Raw genomic sequence first — 15,001 nt, forward strand, 5'->3', positions numbered from 1 at the left:
TAAATGGAAAGAAAAGTATTGATTGTTACTACAATTGCATCAATGATTAAGTACTTCTGTATGCCATTAATTGATTTACTTCAAAAGATGGGCTATGAAGTGCAGGTTGCGTGTAATTTTGTGGATGGAAACAATATCTCTGATGAAGAGATTGCTGATTTTAAAAAGGAACTAACGGAAAAGAATGTGGTATTTTACCAAATTCCTTTTTCACGTAGAATCACAGATCCTAAAAACTATCAGTGCTATAAACAGCTAAAGGAAATTGTAAAAGAAGAGAAGTTCTCCTTTATCCACTGCCACACACCAATTGCAAGTTTAATCGCTAGACTTGTAGGACGTAGTACACATACAAAAGTGATGTATACGGCACATGGTTTCCATTTCTTCAAAGGTGCTCCAAAGAAAAACTGGGTATTACTGTATCCGGCAGAGTGGTATGCGTCATTCATGACGGATATCCTAATTACAATCAATCAAGAAGATTACATGCGTGCAAAGAATCATATGCATGCAAAACATACGATGTATATACCTGGTGTAGGCATCGATTTAAATAAATTTGGTAAAGCAGAAATCGATGTACAAAAGAAACGTGCAGAATTAAATATTCCTGTGGATTGTACATTACTACTTAGCGTTGGTGAACTCAATGAGAATAAGAATCACCAACGTGTTATCCATGCATTAACACAGCTTCCAAAGAATGTACATTATGCAATTGTTGGTATTGATCATTTAGATGGCTATAACCAAAAACTTGCAGAAGAGTTAAAGGTTGCAGATAGGGTACATATACTGGGATATCGTAGAGATGTATCAGAAATCTATGCGATGTCGGATATCTTTGTATTCCCATCCTATCGTGAGGGATTATCTGTTAGTTTAATGGAAGCGATGGCAACGGGACTACCATGTGTTGTTAGTAAGATTCGTGGAAATTCAGATTTAATCGACGAAAGTCGTGGAGAATTGTTTGACCCATTCTCTACAGAAAGTTGCCTACATGCAATTCAAAAGGTACTTGATGGCGATTGGGCTAGCTACAAAGCGTCCAATCAAACATTTATTCAAAACTTCTCTTTAGAAGCAGTTATGGAGAAGATGAAGGAGATTTATTCATTAATCGAGAAAGATTAAGTAAAGGAGGATTGAATGAGTCAGTATAAAGTATCTGTAATAATGGCCAGTTACAATGGCGAAAAATATATTAGTGATGCGATTCAATCTCTTTTAGACCAAACATTCCAAGATTGGGAATTGGTTGTTTGTGATGATTGTTCAACGGATAACACATATCAGATTCTAAAGGGATATGCAGAAAAGTATCCAGACAAATTCCAAGTTCTTCATAATGAGAAGAACTTGCGTTTAGCTGCGTCTTTAAACCGTTGTATTGAATATACACGTGGTGAATATATTGCACGTATGGACGATGACGATGTTTCATTACCAGAACGTTTTGCAAAAGAAGTTGCGTATTTAGATGCTCATCCAGATGTATCTCTTGTTTCAGCCAATATCAAGTTATTTGATGAAGATGGTATCTGGGGTATTAGAAAGTGTTCTGTTGAACTGAATAGTCGTAATATCTATCGCTATCATCCTATCGTTCATCCAACAGTGATGATTCGCAAGAAAGATCTTGTGGAAGTGGGTGGATATACAGTTTCACCATTAACAAGTCGTACAGAGGATTATGATCTTTGGTGCAAGTTAATGTATGCCAATAAGAAGGCGTATAATCTAGACGAGATTGTTTTAAACTATCGTGAAAATAGAACTTCAATGAAGAAGCGTAAGTTCCAATTCCGCGTTGACGCATGTAAACTAGCACTTCATTGGAGAAAGAAATTAGGATTACCTGTCAGTGAAAACTACTATGCATTCAAGCATATTCTTCACGGACTCGTTCCACAGGCACTCATCCGTTACTATCATAAGAGAAAGTTTGGTAAGAACCTATGATGCCTAAGATTCATACAACAAAGTACCGAGTGGTTGGTGTGTATCTTAACATCGTACTACTCGCAATTAGCTTATTTATGACCTTTGGAATGAAGATTGATAGTCTTCGTTTTTGGGGTTCATATGGGCTTTTTGTTAGTACTGTTTTATTTATTACATATGCTGTGATTAATGAAAAAATCTTCACGGCATTCTCACTGTTCTTTATGGCCTTTTGTGTCTTTCAATTTGGTCAATTTTATTTGTATGGGTTAGGTGTACAGTATGACTATGTATTCCAACACCCGTTTTATTCAAAGTTTGCGTCTGAAAAGGCAGTGTTAATAGTAGCACAGTTTACACTTTTATCTATACAAGCATTAATGCTTGCAGGTGTGATGGTAGGCGTAAAAGAAAAACAGTTTGTTCTAACTGAAGAAATGAATGTCTATCATTTAAAGAGAGTTGGAAAGTTATTATTTTGGATTTCTGCTCCAGCAATGCTTATTATAACCTCTGTGCAAGTACTAGTTACTGTAAGATATGGTTATGAAGCACTTCGTGTTGGTAGTACTGCTGCTTTTCTAGCAAGATTAGGGATTTTTGATCGTATCTCTATATTCTATATACCATCACTAATTCTGCTTTGGATTGTAAATATCAATAAGAGAAAAACGCAGGTTATTTATGAGATACTGATGATTATTCATACGCTTGCGTATCTAATTATTGGACAACGTACATTTAGTATTGGTCTTGCTGGTACATTGATGTTAATGAAGTTCAATAATGCAAAAAAGATAAAATTTAGTAAGGTTCTTGCCATTATTGTTTTTGGAGTGGGCTTAATGGGTATTTCAAATTACCTTGCTGAAGCTCGCTTGGCTGGTGGTGTTGGAGTTAGCTCAAAATCTATCCTTGATGTACTTGTTAACTTTATAGGTAGTCTTGGATGGTCTTGTTTCCCAATGATGGTAGTTGTTGGTGCCTCACCACAATCAATCCCATATACGTATGGACTTTCCTATTTGGGATCTATCATTGGATTCTTACCATCATTTATTGATCCAAGTGGTTTATTACGTGAGATTACAAATGCGTCTGTTGAGGGATGGTTAACAGCGTATGTAAAGGCAAATTTCGGTATTGGTTATAGCTTGACTGCAGAGGCATATCATAACTTTGCATGGTTTGGTGTAATTGCAATATTTATTATTGGAGTTGTAGCAGCACATATCCTGAACTGTACGAAAGAAAAATTATCACCATTCCGCTATTATGTACAAATGTCTATGACATATGCAATGTTTACCCTGCCACGTAGAGGTATATATGATATGTTTAATTACCTGTTCTACTTTGTGTTTGTATTCTGGTTACTAAAGAAAATTAGTCAAGAACTAGATAGAAAACCAAAGATAGTTGAGTAAGGAGGGTTATGAGTAACATCAATGAACGTGTTGGTAGTGCCGCAAAGTGGTCTATTTTCACAGAAATTATTGTAAAAATTATATCTCCAATCACAAATATGATTTTGGCACGTATTTTAGTGCCAGAAGAGTTTGGCGTTGTTGCGACGGTAACGATGATTGTTTCGTTTGCAGATATTTTTACAGATGCAGGCTTTCAGAAATATGTTGTCCAGCATCAATTTAAAACAAAAGAAGATGAAGATTTATCAATCAATGTTGCATTCTGGACAAATATTACAATCTCGTTATTATTGTGGTTGTTTATATTCTTATTTGCAGAACAGATTGCGACAGCTGTGGGTAATCCTGGCCTTGGTAGAGTAATTTACATCGGTGCTGCAATCCTACCGATGACATCATTCAGTAGTATTCAGGCTGCTATTTTTAGAAAGAACTTAAACTACAAGGAATTATCTTTTATCCGTATTATTGTAAAGTTTATTCCATTAGTTGTAACAGTTCCTCTTGCCTTGATGAAGTTCTCATATTGGGCACTCATCATCGGTAATATTGCAGGTGAGTTATGTAATACATTATTACTAACATATTTCTCAACATGGAAACCACATTTGATTTATCGCTTTGATAAGTTAAAGGAAATGTTGCATTTCTGTATGTGGAGTTTGATGGAAACAATCTCTTCATGGTTAGTTACAAACTCTGGTATTTTCGTTCTTGGAACATTGTTCTCTCAGTACTACTTAGGTATTTATAAGACAGGTACAACTATGGTGGCCCAGATTACTTCACTAATTTCTGGTGCGACTATCAGTGTACTATTTGCTGGTTTATCACATGTGCAACATAACTATGATGAATACAAGAATTTGTATTTCAAATTCTTGAAGATGATTGGTATTTTAGTGATTCCACTTGGTGCAGGTATCTTAATGTATGGAGATGTTGTGCGTAGAATCTTACTGGGTAGTAAGTGGGCAGATGCAGATCTCTTAGTCGCATTATGGGGCTTTGTCCTTGCGGAAAGTGTAATCTTTAATGATATGAGTGGTGTTGTGACTTTATCGAAGGGACAACCAAAGCTCATCTTCTTCTCCAATATGGTGCAAGCGGCAATCTTAATACCTTCGCTGTATTTTGCGGCACAGTATGGATTTACTGCAGTGGTAATCGTTAGCTGTATTGTTCGTTTACAGTTGCCTATCATGCAGACAATTATCGCTTCAAGAATGTCTTATATTTCCATTAAGGATATCTTCTTGGAACTTAAAAACTATATCTTATCTACTGTAGTGATGGTTGCCTTTGCGTTTATCAGTCGTAACTATTTAGCAGGATATATTAATGTATACATATCAATTGTATTATGTATTGTGATTTATTTTGGATGTCTCTACATGATTCCTGATTCCAGACAAGAACTTGTTGGATATGTGAATATGATTAAGAGAAGAGGGAGAAAATAAATATGAAGGTTATTAGTTGTGCTTCTTACCATGGAACGGGATCTAGTGCTATTACAGATTTTTTAAGCGAATTCGATAATGTTTATTCAATGACAAATTATGAATTTCGTTTCGTACAAGATCCAGATGGAATTTCAGATTTAGAATATAATCTAGTTGAAAATCACAATCGTCATAATTCTGGACATGCATTAAAGAGATTTAAGCGATTGACAGACTTTAATGCAGGTACAAAGTTTAATAAGAGATATGAACCATTCTTTGATAATCAGTATAAGAAAATTTCTTACAAATATATTGATCGTTTAACAGATTTCACATTTAAAGGATATTGGTTTTACGACCTATATGACAAGGGAACATTCTATTATTACCTGACTCGTTTTCCAGAAAAGATTATGAGTAAGTTACATGGTAGCCCAGAGGACGTTGTATTTACAAACCCACTACCAAATGAAATTACTTATTGTTCGCATCCGACGGAAGAACAGTTTTTAACTTATACAAAAGAATATATTGATGAGTTATTGACGATTGCAAACAAGGAACACAAACCTTATTTAATGGTTGATCAAATTGTACCGCCATCAAATATTCAAAGATTTGTTAGATACTTTAATGATATTAAGGTAATTGTTGTAGATCGTGATCCACGAGATTTATATATCCTTACAAAATATATGTGGAAAGATCCAGTCGTTCCATGTGAGAGTGTAGACTTATTTTGCAAATGGTTTGCATATATTCGTGAACATAGAAAAACAGAAGTATATGATCCAAAGTATGCAATTCTAGTTCAATTTGAAGATTTGATTTACAAGTATGATGCGACAACAACAAGAATTATGGATTGGCTGGGCTTAACAAAGGAACAACATGTTTCCCCGAAATCCGGATTTGATCCTGCGAAATCGATTAAGAATACAAAATTATGGATTAGTCATCCTGAATATCAAAAAGAAGTTGAAGAAATTGCGAAAAAACTACCAGAATATTTATATGACTATGCGGAGTAAATAATGAAAAAGCGAATTGTTTTTGTATTAAATAATCTTCAATACGCAGATGGAGTAGCTAAGGTATTAGTTGAACTCTGTAATTTCTTGGATGAAAATTTATTTGACATTACGATTATTCCAATTTATCGATGTGATCCAGATTTTATTAAACTCTTAAAGCCTACTATACATATTCAGAAAACTTTGGGATTTTATTTTAGGGGACTAGATAAGATAGTAAATGCATTGCCAATCCGCTTTCTTTATCAAAAAATAGTAGGTGGAAATTATGATATTGAAGTTGCATTCCAATATGGACTTGCGACAAGAATGATAGCAAATTCAACGAATCGCAATGCAAAACATTATGCATGGATGCATGGTTATGATGAAGGCCTAACATTAAGAAATGAATATCCTAAGTTTGATAAAGTATTCTGCGTATCTAAGTTCAATGAAGAGCGGTTACGTAAAGAATCGAATGGTACAGTCAATGTTGAATGTTGCTACAATATCATTGATGAAAGTAAAATCTTGGAAGCATCTAAAGAAAAAATATCGGAGGTTACTTCAAGAAAACCTGTGTTTGTTGCAGTGGGTAGACAAACTCCCGAGAAGGGGTTTCTACGCCTTGTTGATGTTGCAAATCGATTAAAAAAAGATGGCTATAATTTTACACTTTGGCTTATTGGTGATGGCGTAGAACACCAACAACTAGTAGATAAGGTAAATAGCGAACAATTAGAAGATACTGTTAAGTTATTGGGGATTCAATCAAATCCACACAAATTCACTTCTAAAGCCGATGTATTTATATGCTCTTCTTTTAGTGAGGGTTATAGTACAGCGTGTGCAGAAGCCATTTTGCAAGGTATACCTGTTATATCAACAGCTGTAAGTGGTGCTCAGGAAATCATTGATGATAGTCAATGTGGAATGGTGTGTCAATTAGATGATAATAGCCTGTATGAAGCTTTGAAGTATGTATTAGATAATCCGGAAGTCATACATGAATGGAAGAAAATTCTAGAGACAACAAAGCTCAAATTTGGATCTGCTGAACGTGGAAAAAGAGCAAGTAATATATTCATTTAATAGAAACACTTAAAAAACTATAGCTAATTCAAAACACAATGTAATACGGGATGTCATATAAATGAAGACACATTCGCAGACATCCCTTTTAAATTGCAATAATACTATTTGTGAAAAATTAGGTTTAGCTCATCATGTTTGGTGTTGATAAAATCAGTTGTTGGAAGTTCAATAAACAGAATCATTTATGGTATAATCATAACGAATAATTTTTGGAGATTAGAAATGAAAATAGACTTAATAAAAGAAAGTTATGTAAATATCTCTGGTAATATTTATGATTCAGATTTTATAAATTTAGCAAATATTAAAGACGGAAAAATAAATTTTGATGAGAATACTTTATTTCTTTCTGAAAGTAAAAAGAAAAAGTTGAATGAACAACCCATAAAGAAAAACCTTGAATGTATTTATATATTTGAGTGTAACGGTTCTTATGGTTTGGTTGCATCCCTTCCAATTCAAGAGTATGTTGATGAGAGAATTAAGTGTCATGAACTAATTTTACCTGATACTGTACAGGGAATGATTGCTAACTCTCATATTTATAACTCTGAAACTGCACCTGTTTTGGTAACACATCAAAAAAAGATTGATTTAAAGAAGTTTGTTACATCTGAGAAATATATAAATAAATATGAATATCAGAACATCACATTGTTTGAGTTTGTTGGTGATGAGGCAAAAAAGATTCTAGAACAATATGATGATATTGAGACAATGTATGTGGCTGATGGGCATCATAGACTATATACAACATCAATGGTACGAAACAAAAAAAATATTCTAACTTGCTTTTTGGGATTTTCAGAAATTCAAATTCTGCCAATTAATAGAGTAATTAAGAATGTTGATGCTTCATCTTTTGAAAAAGCAAAGAATTTTATGGTAAATATGCTAGGAATCTCAACAGATGAAGAATTATCAAAAGGATATGTTAGAATCACATATCAAGATGATTCATTCTTAGTAAAATTAAAAGTTGTAGAGGGAGATTTATTCTGGAATAACGATGTGTATAGATTGAATACACAAATTATTTCAACAGCATTTAGAATTTTAAATTTCTCTAATGTCGAATATGTGATGCAATATGATTTGGAGAATAAGAAAAAGAATTTAGATAGTAAAGATGTACTATTAGAGGTTACAGCATTATCTTTAGAAGAATTTTCTGAACTATCAGATAGTGGATGTATATTGCCTCCTAAGTCAACATGTTTCGTTCCAAAGTTTCCATCATTTTTGATTTTTAATAAATATAGATAAGGATAATGATATGCAAGGATTAATATTAGCTGCTGGAATGGGTAGTAGATTAAAAAAACTAACTGAAAACAACACTAAATCAATGGTTGAAGTAAATGGTGTTTCTTTAATTGAAAGAATGCTACGTATTTTAGATTCAAAAAAATTATCAAGAATCATTGTGGTTACTGGATATAAAAGTGAATTTTTTATCCAGTATATAAATGGTCTGAATCTATCTACAGAAATTGTATTTATCAATAATGATATTTACGATAAAACCAATAATATCTACTCAATGTATCTTGCTAAAGATGAAATGATAAAGGAAGATACTATAACATTAGAATCTGATCTTATCTTCAATGACGAGATGATAGATACAATTTTAAATGATACTAGAGATAATCTTGCGTTAGTAGCAAAGTATGAACCTTGGATGGATGGTACTTGTCTTAAAATTAATGAAAAAGAAGAAATTCTAGATTTTATATCAGGGAAAGAATTTAACTTTCATGATGCTGATCAATACTATAAAACAATCAATATTTATAAGTTCTCTAAGGACTTTTCAACGAATACATATTTCCCATTTTTAGAAGCGTTTATGAGTACCAATGGAAAGAATGATTACTATGAAGCAGTTTTAAAAATAATCATCGGACTTGGTAAGAACCATATTCAAGCAAAATGTATTGGGGATTCAGTTAAATGGTATGAGATTGATGATGAACAAGATTTAGATATTGCAAGTTCTATCTTTTCGGAAGGCGAGAAGAAACTTGCTAAAATGCAAGAAAGATATGGTGGGTACTGGAGATATCCAAAACTACTAGATTTTTGTTATCTAGTAAATCCTTACTTCCCACCTAAAAAGATGATTGATGAGTTTCAATATAGTTTTAAAACTCTCTTGGAGCAATACCCTTCAGGATTAAAAGTGAATTCATCATTATGTGCAAAAATATTTGGTGTTTCGGTAGATAAGATTGTTGTTGGTAATGGTGCCGCTGAACTCATCAAATCTGTGATGGGAACACTTCAAGGAAATGTTGGATTTATTCGTCCAACATTCGAAGAATATCCGAATAGATATGATAAATTGAACGAAATCGTTTATATTCCAAATAACAATAACTTTAGTTATGACGCAAATGATTTGATTCAGTTCTACTCAGATAAAGATATCAAGTCATTGATATTAATTAATCCCGATAATCCAACAGGAAACTACATAAAGAAAGCTAGTGTTCTTGAACTACTTAATTGGTGTAAAGAAAAAGACATTACTTTTATACTTGACGAAAGCTTTGTGGATTTTGCTGAGGAAGAAGATTCATCCTTTATAAATGAGGAATACTTGAATTTATATGACAAGTTTATTGTTGTAAAGAGTATCTCAAAATCATATGGCGTTCCTGGTGTGAGATTAGGAGTGTTATGCACTTCCAACACTAATTTGATTAATCATATTAAAAAGGATGTTTCAATTTGGAATATTAATTCATTTGGAGAGTTTTACCTCCAAATTTATGAAAAATATAAGAAAGATTATGCCGTTGCTTTGAAAAATATTAAGCATGCAAGAAAGATATTTATTGATAAACTTAAAGACGTAAAGGAATTTAGAGTTATTCCTAGCGAAGCTAACTATGTAACGATTGAAGTTCTGGAAGGTACTTCAAAGGAATTGTGTATATCTATGCTTGAGAAGAATATATTTATTAAAGATTTAACACCAAAGATTAACTGGCTAAATAAGCAATTTATACGAGTTGCAATTAGAGATGAAGTAGATAATAATCTCTTTGTAAAAGCAATTAAATCCTATTACAAAGCATAAGTTAAATAAGGCAATATCTCAAAAATCTAGATGTTCTATACTCTAGATTTTTTTCATGGTTACTTAAAAACTATATTTTTATAAAATTGGAACTATCAATAACTAAAAAGAAGAGTAGTGATGATTTTAGAGTATTTGACAATTATGATTTTTTAATAATACAATGTGTTCACATTATCGCTAAGCGTGCTATATATACGTTAAATGTAAGGGAGAGAAAGAATGAGGAAGACTACACCAGCGAGTATTTTTGCTAAGTTGATGATTGCATCAGTTTTTTGTTCATCAACTGCAAAGTTATATGAAGTTCATGCATCTGAAGTTGCAAAATATGCAAACCGACAGCAAGGAGTATTAGGGGCATTAAAAACAAGTTCACTATACTATGTTGGTGATGTTCTTGCTAATGGATGGGTGTTCCATGAACAACCAGTAGATGGGTACTACTACTTATTCTATAAAGATGGTGTACGTTTAACTGGTATGGGTACCGATGCGGATGGTGAACATTTATTTATTAATGGTGTGCTTGCTCAAGGAATACAGAGTTACAATGGTATAGATCTTCTGTATGAGAATGGTAATCCAGTCACAGGATTTAGAAATGGCAAGTACTATGTAAGTGGTTATATAGCTAACGGCTGGATGTTCCACCAACAGCCAATTGATGGTAAGTATTATCTGTTCTATAAAGATGGAGTACGTCTAACTGGTAAGGGAATCGATGCTAAAAACGAAGAACACTATTATGTAAATGGTATCCTTGCAGAAGGTATTCATAATTTAATAGGTACTGATCTTCTATATGAAAAGGGAGATCCAGTAACAGGATTTAGAAATGGCAAATACTATGTAAGTGGTTATATTGCTAATGGCTGGATGTTCCACAAAGAGCCAATTGATGGTAAGTATTATCTATTCTATAAAGATGGAGTACGTTTAACTGGTAAGGGAATCGATGCTAAAAACGAAGAGCACTATTATGTAAATGGTATCCTTGCAGAAGGAAATGTTACTATTGATGGAGTGACTCGTCTCTATAAAAATGGAGACCCAATCACTACTATCGATTCTGGTAAATACTACGTAAACGGTGTTCTAGCAGAAGGCTTACAAAATATCAATGGTGTTATTCTTTTCTATGAGAAAGGTAATCCAGTAACAGGATTTAGAAATGGTAAATACTATGTAAGTGGTTATATTGCCAATGGCTGGATGTTCCACCAACAGCCAATTGATGGTAAGTATTATCTGTTCTATAAAGATGGAGTACGTCTAACTGGTAAGGGAATCGATGCTAAAAACGAAGAACACTATTATGTAAATGGTATCCTTGCAGAAGGTATTCATAATTTAATAGGTACTGATCTTCTATATGAAAAGGGAGATCCAGTAACAGGATTTAGAAATGGCAAATACTATGTAAGTGGTTATATTGCTAATGGCTGGATGTTCCACAAAGAGCCAATTGATGGTAAGTATTATCTATTCTATAAAGATGGAGTACGTTTAACTGGTAAGGGAATCGATGCTAAAAATGAAGAGCACTATTATGTAAATGGTATCCTTGCAGAAGGTATTCATAATTTAATAGGTACTGATCTTCTATATGAAAAGGGAGATCCAGTAACAGGATTTAGAAATGGTAAGTACTATGTAAGTGGATATATCGCAAATGGCTGGATGTTCCACAAAGAGCCAATCGATGGCAAGTATTATCTATTCTACAAAGATGGAGTACGTTTAACTGGTAAGGGTATTGATGCGAAGGGTGAGGAACATTATTACTATAATGGATTACTTGCACAAGGATACAATACTTTTGATGGCGTAACACGTTTGTATAAAGATGGTGACCCTATTGGTGAAGCTACAGATAAATATTATGTGAATGGTTATATAGCTAATGGTTGGATGTATCATAAAGAGCCAATTGATGGTTATCATTATCTATTCTACAAAGATGGAGTACGTTTAACTGGTAAGGGAATTGATGCTAAAAATGAAGAGCACTACTATGTAAATGGTGTCCTTGCAGAAGGTTTTCAAAATATTACTGGAGTGGAACTTTTATATGAAAAAGGTGATCCAGTAACAGGATATAGAAATGGCAAGTACTATGTAAGTGGTTATATTGCAAACGGCTGGGTATTCCATAGAGAACCAATTAATGGTAAATATTATCTATTCTATAAAGATGGAGTACGTCTCACTGGTAAAGGAATCGATGCTAAAAATGAAGAGCACTATTATGTAGATGGTCTTCTTGCGGAAGGACTACATATCCAGGATGGAGAACAGATTTATTTTAAGAATGGTGATAGATTTACAGGACTTATTGGAAATAGATACTACGTTAATGGGCATGAAGCCAATGGCTGGATGTTCCATGAAAAACCAGTAGATGGCCATTACTATTATTTCTACAAAGATGGTGAGCGTCTAACTGGCATGGGCATTGATGCTAAAAATGAAGAGCATTATTACGTTAATGGTTTGCTTGCACAAGGTGTGTATGAATACAATGGTAAGAAACGTCTCTTTGTTAATGGAGATGTAATGAATGGATGGTACTTCCATCAACAACCAGTAGATGGTGCATATCATCTATTCTATGAAAATGGTGTACGCTTAACAGGCATTGGCAAAGATGCAAATGGAGAACATTTGTTTATCAATGGCTTATTAGCACAGGGATATAATTATCATGCTGGTCAATATCAGTATTATAAGGATGGTAATGTGGTCGATGTGCATAATGAGAAGTACTATATCAATGGAGTGCTGGCAAATGGTTGGATGTTCCATCAAAAGCCGATAGATGGTAAATATTATCTATTCTATAAAGATGGTGTGCGTTTAACCGGTATCGGAACCGATGCAAATGGAGAACATTTATTCATCAACGGAATCTTAGCTCAAGGCATGCAAAATTATGAAGATGAATATCGCTTATATGAGGATGGAAATCTCGTTACAGGATTTAGAGATGGTAAGTATTATGTAAGTGGTTATATTGCCAATGGCTGGGTGCGTCATGCAGAGCCAATAGATGGAACATACTACTTATTCTATAAAGACGGTGTACGTTTAACTGGTAAGGGAATTGATGCTAACGGTGATGAACGTCTTTATTTAAATGGAATACTTGCGCAAGGTTTACAAACTTATGCTGGAGAGCAGCGCGTATATAAGGATGGCAAGTATGCTAACGGATGGGTAAATGGCGTTTATGCACTTAACGGATATTTTGCAAATGGTTGGGTACAGATGGAAAATGGAGAAGAAGAATACTTCGAATATGGAAAGAGTGCTTCACCAAAAACATTGCGAGAAAATTACACAAATGAAGAGTTCATTCAGGTAATGGCATATTACATTCGTAAGTACTCAGCACAGTATGGTATTAAGGTGAATAGCGGAATTCTTGCTCAAGCTATTCTTGAAAGTAACTGGGGAAGATCAACGCTATCTGCTAAGTATCATAACTACTTTGGGTTGAAGGCTGGACCATATTGGACGGGCAAGTCTGTTAATATGGCTACACAGGAAGAATATGTTCCAGGAACTTACACAAATATTCGTGATAACTTCAGAGCATATAACAGCATAGAGGAAGGTGTACGTGGATATTTCGAATTCACCAAGTTCCCTAATTATGCGAAGATTAAGACAGCTACAACTCCAGAAGAGTATTTGACATATATTAAACAAGCGGGATATGCAACAAGTTCAACATATGTTCAAAATACAATGAGAGTAGTACAGACCTACAATTTAACAAAATATGATTAAAAAGAAGTCAACTACAAAACTCTATGTTCAGAGTTTGTAGTTGACTCTTTACTTTCTTATAGTGATAAAAAGATTTATACAGTTACTTTTGCTAATCTTGACTTTAATAGTCCCAAGATAAAATCAATAATACTACTAATGAGTAAACTGAATAGAATAACTCCAACAGTTCTCATAAAAAGATACGCATAACAACCAAAACTAGAAGATAATAAATTTCTATTAAAGAAGATTCTAAGTACTAAATACTCAAGAGGATCATGGAAGAGATAGATAACAAAAAGTTTGTCTATAAATTTTCGGTATCCTTTGTGGAAATTTTTATCTAAATATTTAAAAATAGGAGACAATACATTTGCAAATGCAATGGAAAAGATAATTCCAAAGATAACTAGGAAATAGTGGTTATAGAAATGTACTTGACGATTCCATAAATGAAAACATACGAAGATGATACAAATTATAAAACTGCGCATATATGAGAATTTGTAAAAGCGACGATATTTTTCAAATACATAACCAGCTACTAACCAATGAATGAACTTTAGACCATTATTGATTTCCATGAAATCAGTAATAGGGTATTTTGATGCAAGTGTAGCAATAATAAAACAGATAATAAACGGTATAAATACATTTTCAATATGTACTTTTTTTAGTAACTGTATAAGAGTTCCAAATATTATTAAGCACCAAAAGAGAGCTGCAAGAAACCATAAATGTCCATCATCAGCCTCCAAACCACCTCGCCAATAGGACAAAATAGCTTGAATCATTCCATTAAAAGTATAGAAATCCCCAAGAAACTTTATTGGTAACATGAAGAAAAAGCCTGCAGCAAAGAAAGGAACTAATAATCGTTTAATTTTAGATTTAATAAAATGAAATCGTCTTTTAATTGCAATTTCAAAAAGAAAGCAAAATAGATTTAATTGAGATGGGTTAATTCTATTTTTATAATCGATAGATTTATTTAAAAATGAAAGTGCATTTCTAATAAAAATATATGCATAAATCATAGTGATAAAAAGCTGTTATATTAAGAAAGCAGAGAGAACTTTGGTAGGCATGTTTTTCAATATTAATCAACGTATTAACGGTTTGAATCAGGTTGAGGAAAACACAATGTTGGTATATTATTTATAGTGTGATTCTATGTTTTTTATGCATGAATTTTGT

Annotated in this window: 10 protein-coding genes; 9 read left to right on the plus strand and 1 reads right to left on the minus strand. The window is 33.2% G+C overall.

What is annotated here, in order from left to right:
• Positions 1–3: 3 nt before the first annotated feature.
• From RYK16_RS01180 to RYK16_RS01220, 9 genes are all read left to right on the plus strand, one after another.
• Positions 4–1,140 carry a glycosyltransferase family 4 protein gene (locus tag RYK16_RS01180; RefSeq protein WP_314850235.1) on the plus strand — a complete coding sequence of 379 codons (1,137 nt, stop codon included), beginning with the start codon at positions 4–6 and terminating at the stop codon, positions 1,138–1,140.
• 15 nt (positions 1,141–1,155) lie between these two features.
• The gene (locus tag RYK16_RS01185) at positions 1,156–1,968 is read left to right on the plus strand and encodes a glycosyltransferase (RefSeq protein ID WP_314850236.1); all 813 of its coding nucleotides are present in this window, start codon (positions 1,156–1,158) and stop codon (positions 1,966–1,968) included.
• Entirely contained in the window at positions 1,968–3,377 is a 1,410-nt protein-coding gene (wzy, locus tag RYK16_RS01190; RefSeq protein ID WP_314850237.1) for an O-antigen polysaccharide polymerase Wzy, read from the plus strand. Before RYK16_RS01185 ends, wzy begins: the two co-directional genes overlap by 1 nt.
• An 8-nt stretch (positions 3,378–3,385) precedes the next feature.
• The gene (locus tag RYK16_RS01195; RefSeq protein WP_314850238.1) at positions 3,386–4,843 is read left to right on the plus strand and encodes a lipopolysaccharide biosynthesis protein; all 1,458 of its coding nucleotides are present in this window, start codon (positions 3,386–3,388) and stop codon (positions 4,841–4,843) included.
• Positions 4,844–4,845: 2 nt separating this feature from the next.
• Positions 4,846–5,859: a sulfotransferase gene (locus RYK16_RS01200; RefSeq protein WP_314850239.1), complete on the plus strand. Its 1,014-nt coding sequence runs from the start codon at positions 4,846–4,848 to the stop codon at positions 5,857–5,859.
• Positions 5,860–5,862: 3 nt separating this feature from the next.
• Positions 5,863–6,936, plus strand: coding sequence for a glycosyltransferase (locus tag RYK16_RS01205; protein WP_314850240.1), 1,074 nt, complete (start codon positions 5,863–5,865; stop codon positions 6,934–6,936).
• 225 nt (positions 6,937–7,161) lie between these two features.
• Positions 7,162–8,205: a DUF1015 family protein gene (locus RYK16_RS01210; RefSeq protein ID WP_314850241.1), complete on the plus strand. Its 1,044-nt coding sequence runs from the start codon at positions 7,162–7,164 to the stop codon at positions 8,203–8,205.
• Between the two features lie 10 nt (positions 8,206–8,215).
• Positions 8,216–10,027 (plus strand): aminotransferase class I/II-fold pyridoxal phosphate-dependent enzyme, encoded by a 1,812-nt coding sequence (locus tag RYK16_RS01215; RefSeq protein ID WP_314850242.1) that lies wholly within the window; start codon positions 8,216–8,218, stop codon positions 10,025–10,027.
• A gap of 222 nt (positions 10,028–10,249) precedes the next feature.
• Positions 10,250–13,822: a glucosaminidase domain-containing protein gene (locus RYK16_RS01220; protein WP_314850243.1), complete on the plus strand. Its 3,573-nt coding sequence runs from the start codon at positions 10,250–10,252 to the stop codon at positions 13,820–13,822.
• A gap of 74 nt (positions 13,823–13,896) precedes the next feature.
• On the opposite strand, the gene RYK16_RS01225 is transcribed toward RYK16_RS01220, so the two are convergent.
• Positions 13,897–14,841, minus strand: coding sequence for an acyltransferase family protein (locus RYK16_RS01225; RefSeq protein WP_314850244.1), 945 nt, complete (start codon positions 14,839–14,841; stop codon positions 13,897–13,899).
• Between the last annotated feature and the right edge of the window lie 160 nt (positions 14,842–15,001).

Origin of the sequence: uncultured Solobacterium sp., assembly GCF_963550625.1 — a bacterium.
In the GTDB taxonomy this organism is placed as follows: domain Bacteria; phylum Bacillota_I; class Bacilli_A; order Erysipelotrichales; family Erysipelotrichaceae; genus Bulleidia.

Coding starts and splice junctions, on each gene's coding strand:
- RYK16_RS01180 (WP_314850235.1), top strand. CDS start 4: ATGGAAAGAAAAGTATTGATTGTTACTACAATTGCATCAATGATTAAG.
- RYK16_RS01185 (WP_314850236.1), top strand. CDS start 1,156: ATGAGTCAGTATAAAGTATCTGTAATAATGGCCAGTTACAATGGCGAA.
- wzy (WP_314850237.1), top strand. CDS start 1,968: ATGCCTAAGATTCATACAACAAAGTACCGAGTGGTTGGTGTGTATCTT.
- RYK16_RS01195 (WP_314850238.1), top strand. CDS start 3,386: ATGAGTAACATCAATGAACGTGTTGGTAGTGCCGCAAAGTGGTCTATT.
- RYK16_RS01200 (WP_314850239.1), top strand. CDS start 4,846: ATGAAGGTTATTAGTTGTGCTTCTTACCATGGAACGGGATCTAGTGCT.
- RYK16_RS01205 (WP_314850240.1), top strand. CDS start 5,863: ATGAAAAAGCGAATTGTTTTTGTATTAAATAATCTTCAATACGCAGAT.
- RYK16_RS01210 (WP_314850241.1), top strand. CDS start 7,162: ATGAAAATAGACTTAATAAAAGAAAGTTATGTAAATATCTCTGGTAAT.
- RYK16_RS01215 (WP_314850242.1), top strand. CDS start 8,216: ATGCAAGGATTAATATTAGCTGCTGGAATGGGTAGTAGATTAAAAAAA.
- RYK16_RS01220 (WP_314850243.1), top strand. CDS start 10,250: ATGAGGAAGACTACACCAGCGAGTATTTTTGCTAAGTTGATGATTGCA.
- RYK16_RS01225 (WP_314850244.1), bottom strand. CDS start 14,841: ATGATTTATGCATATATTTTTATTAGAAATGCACTTTCATTTTTAAAT.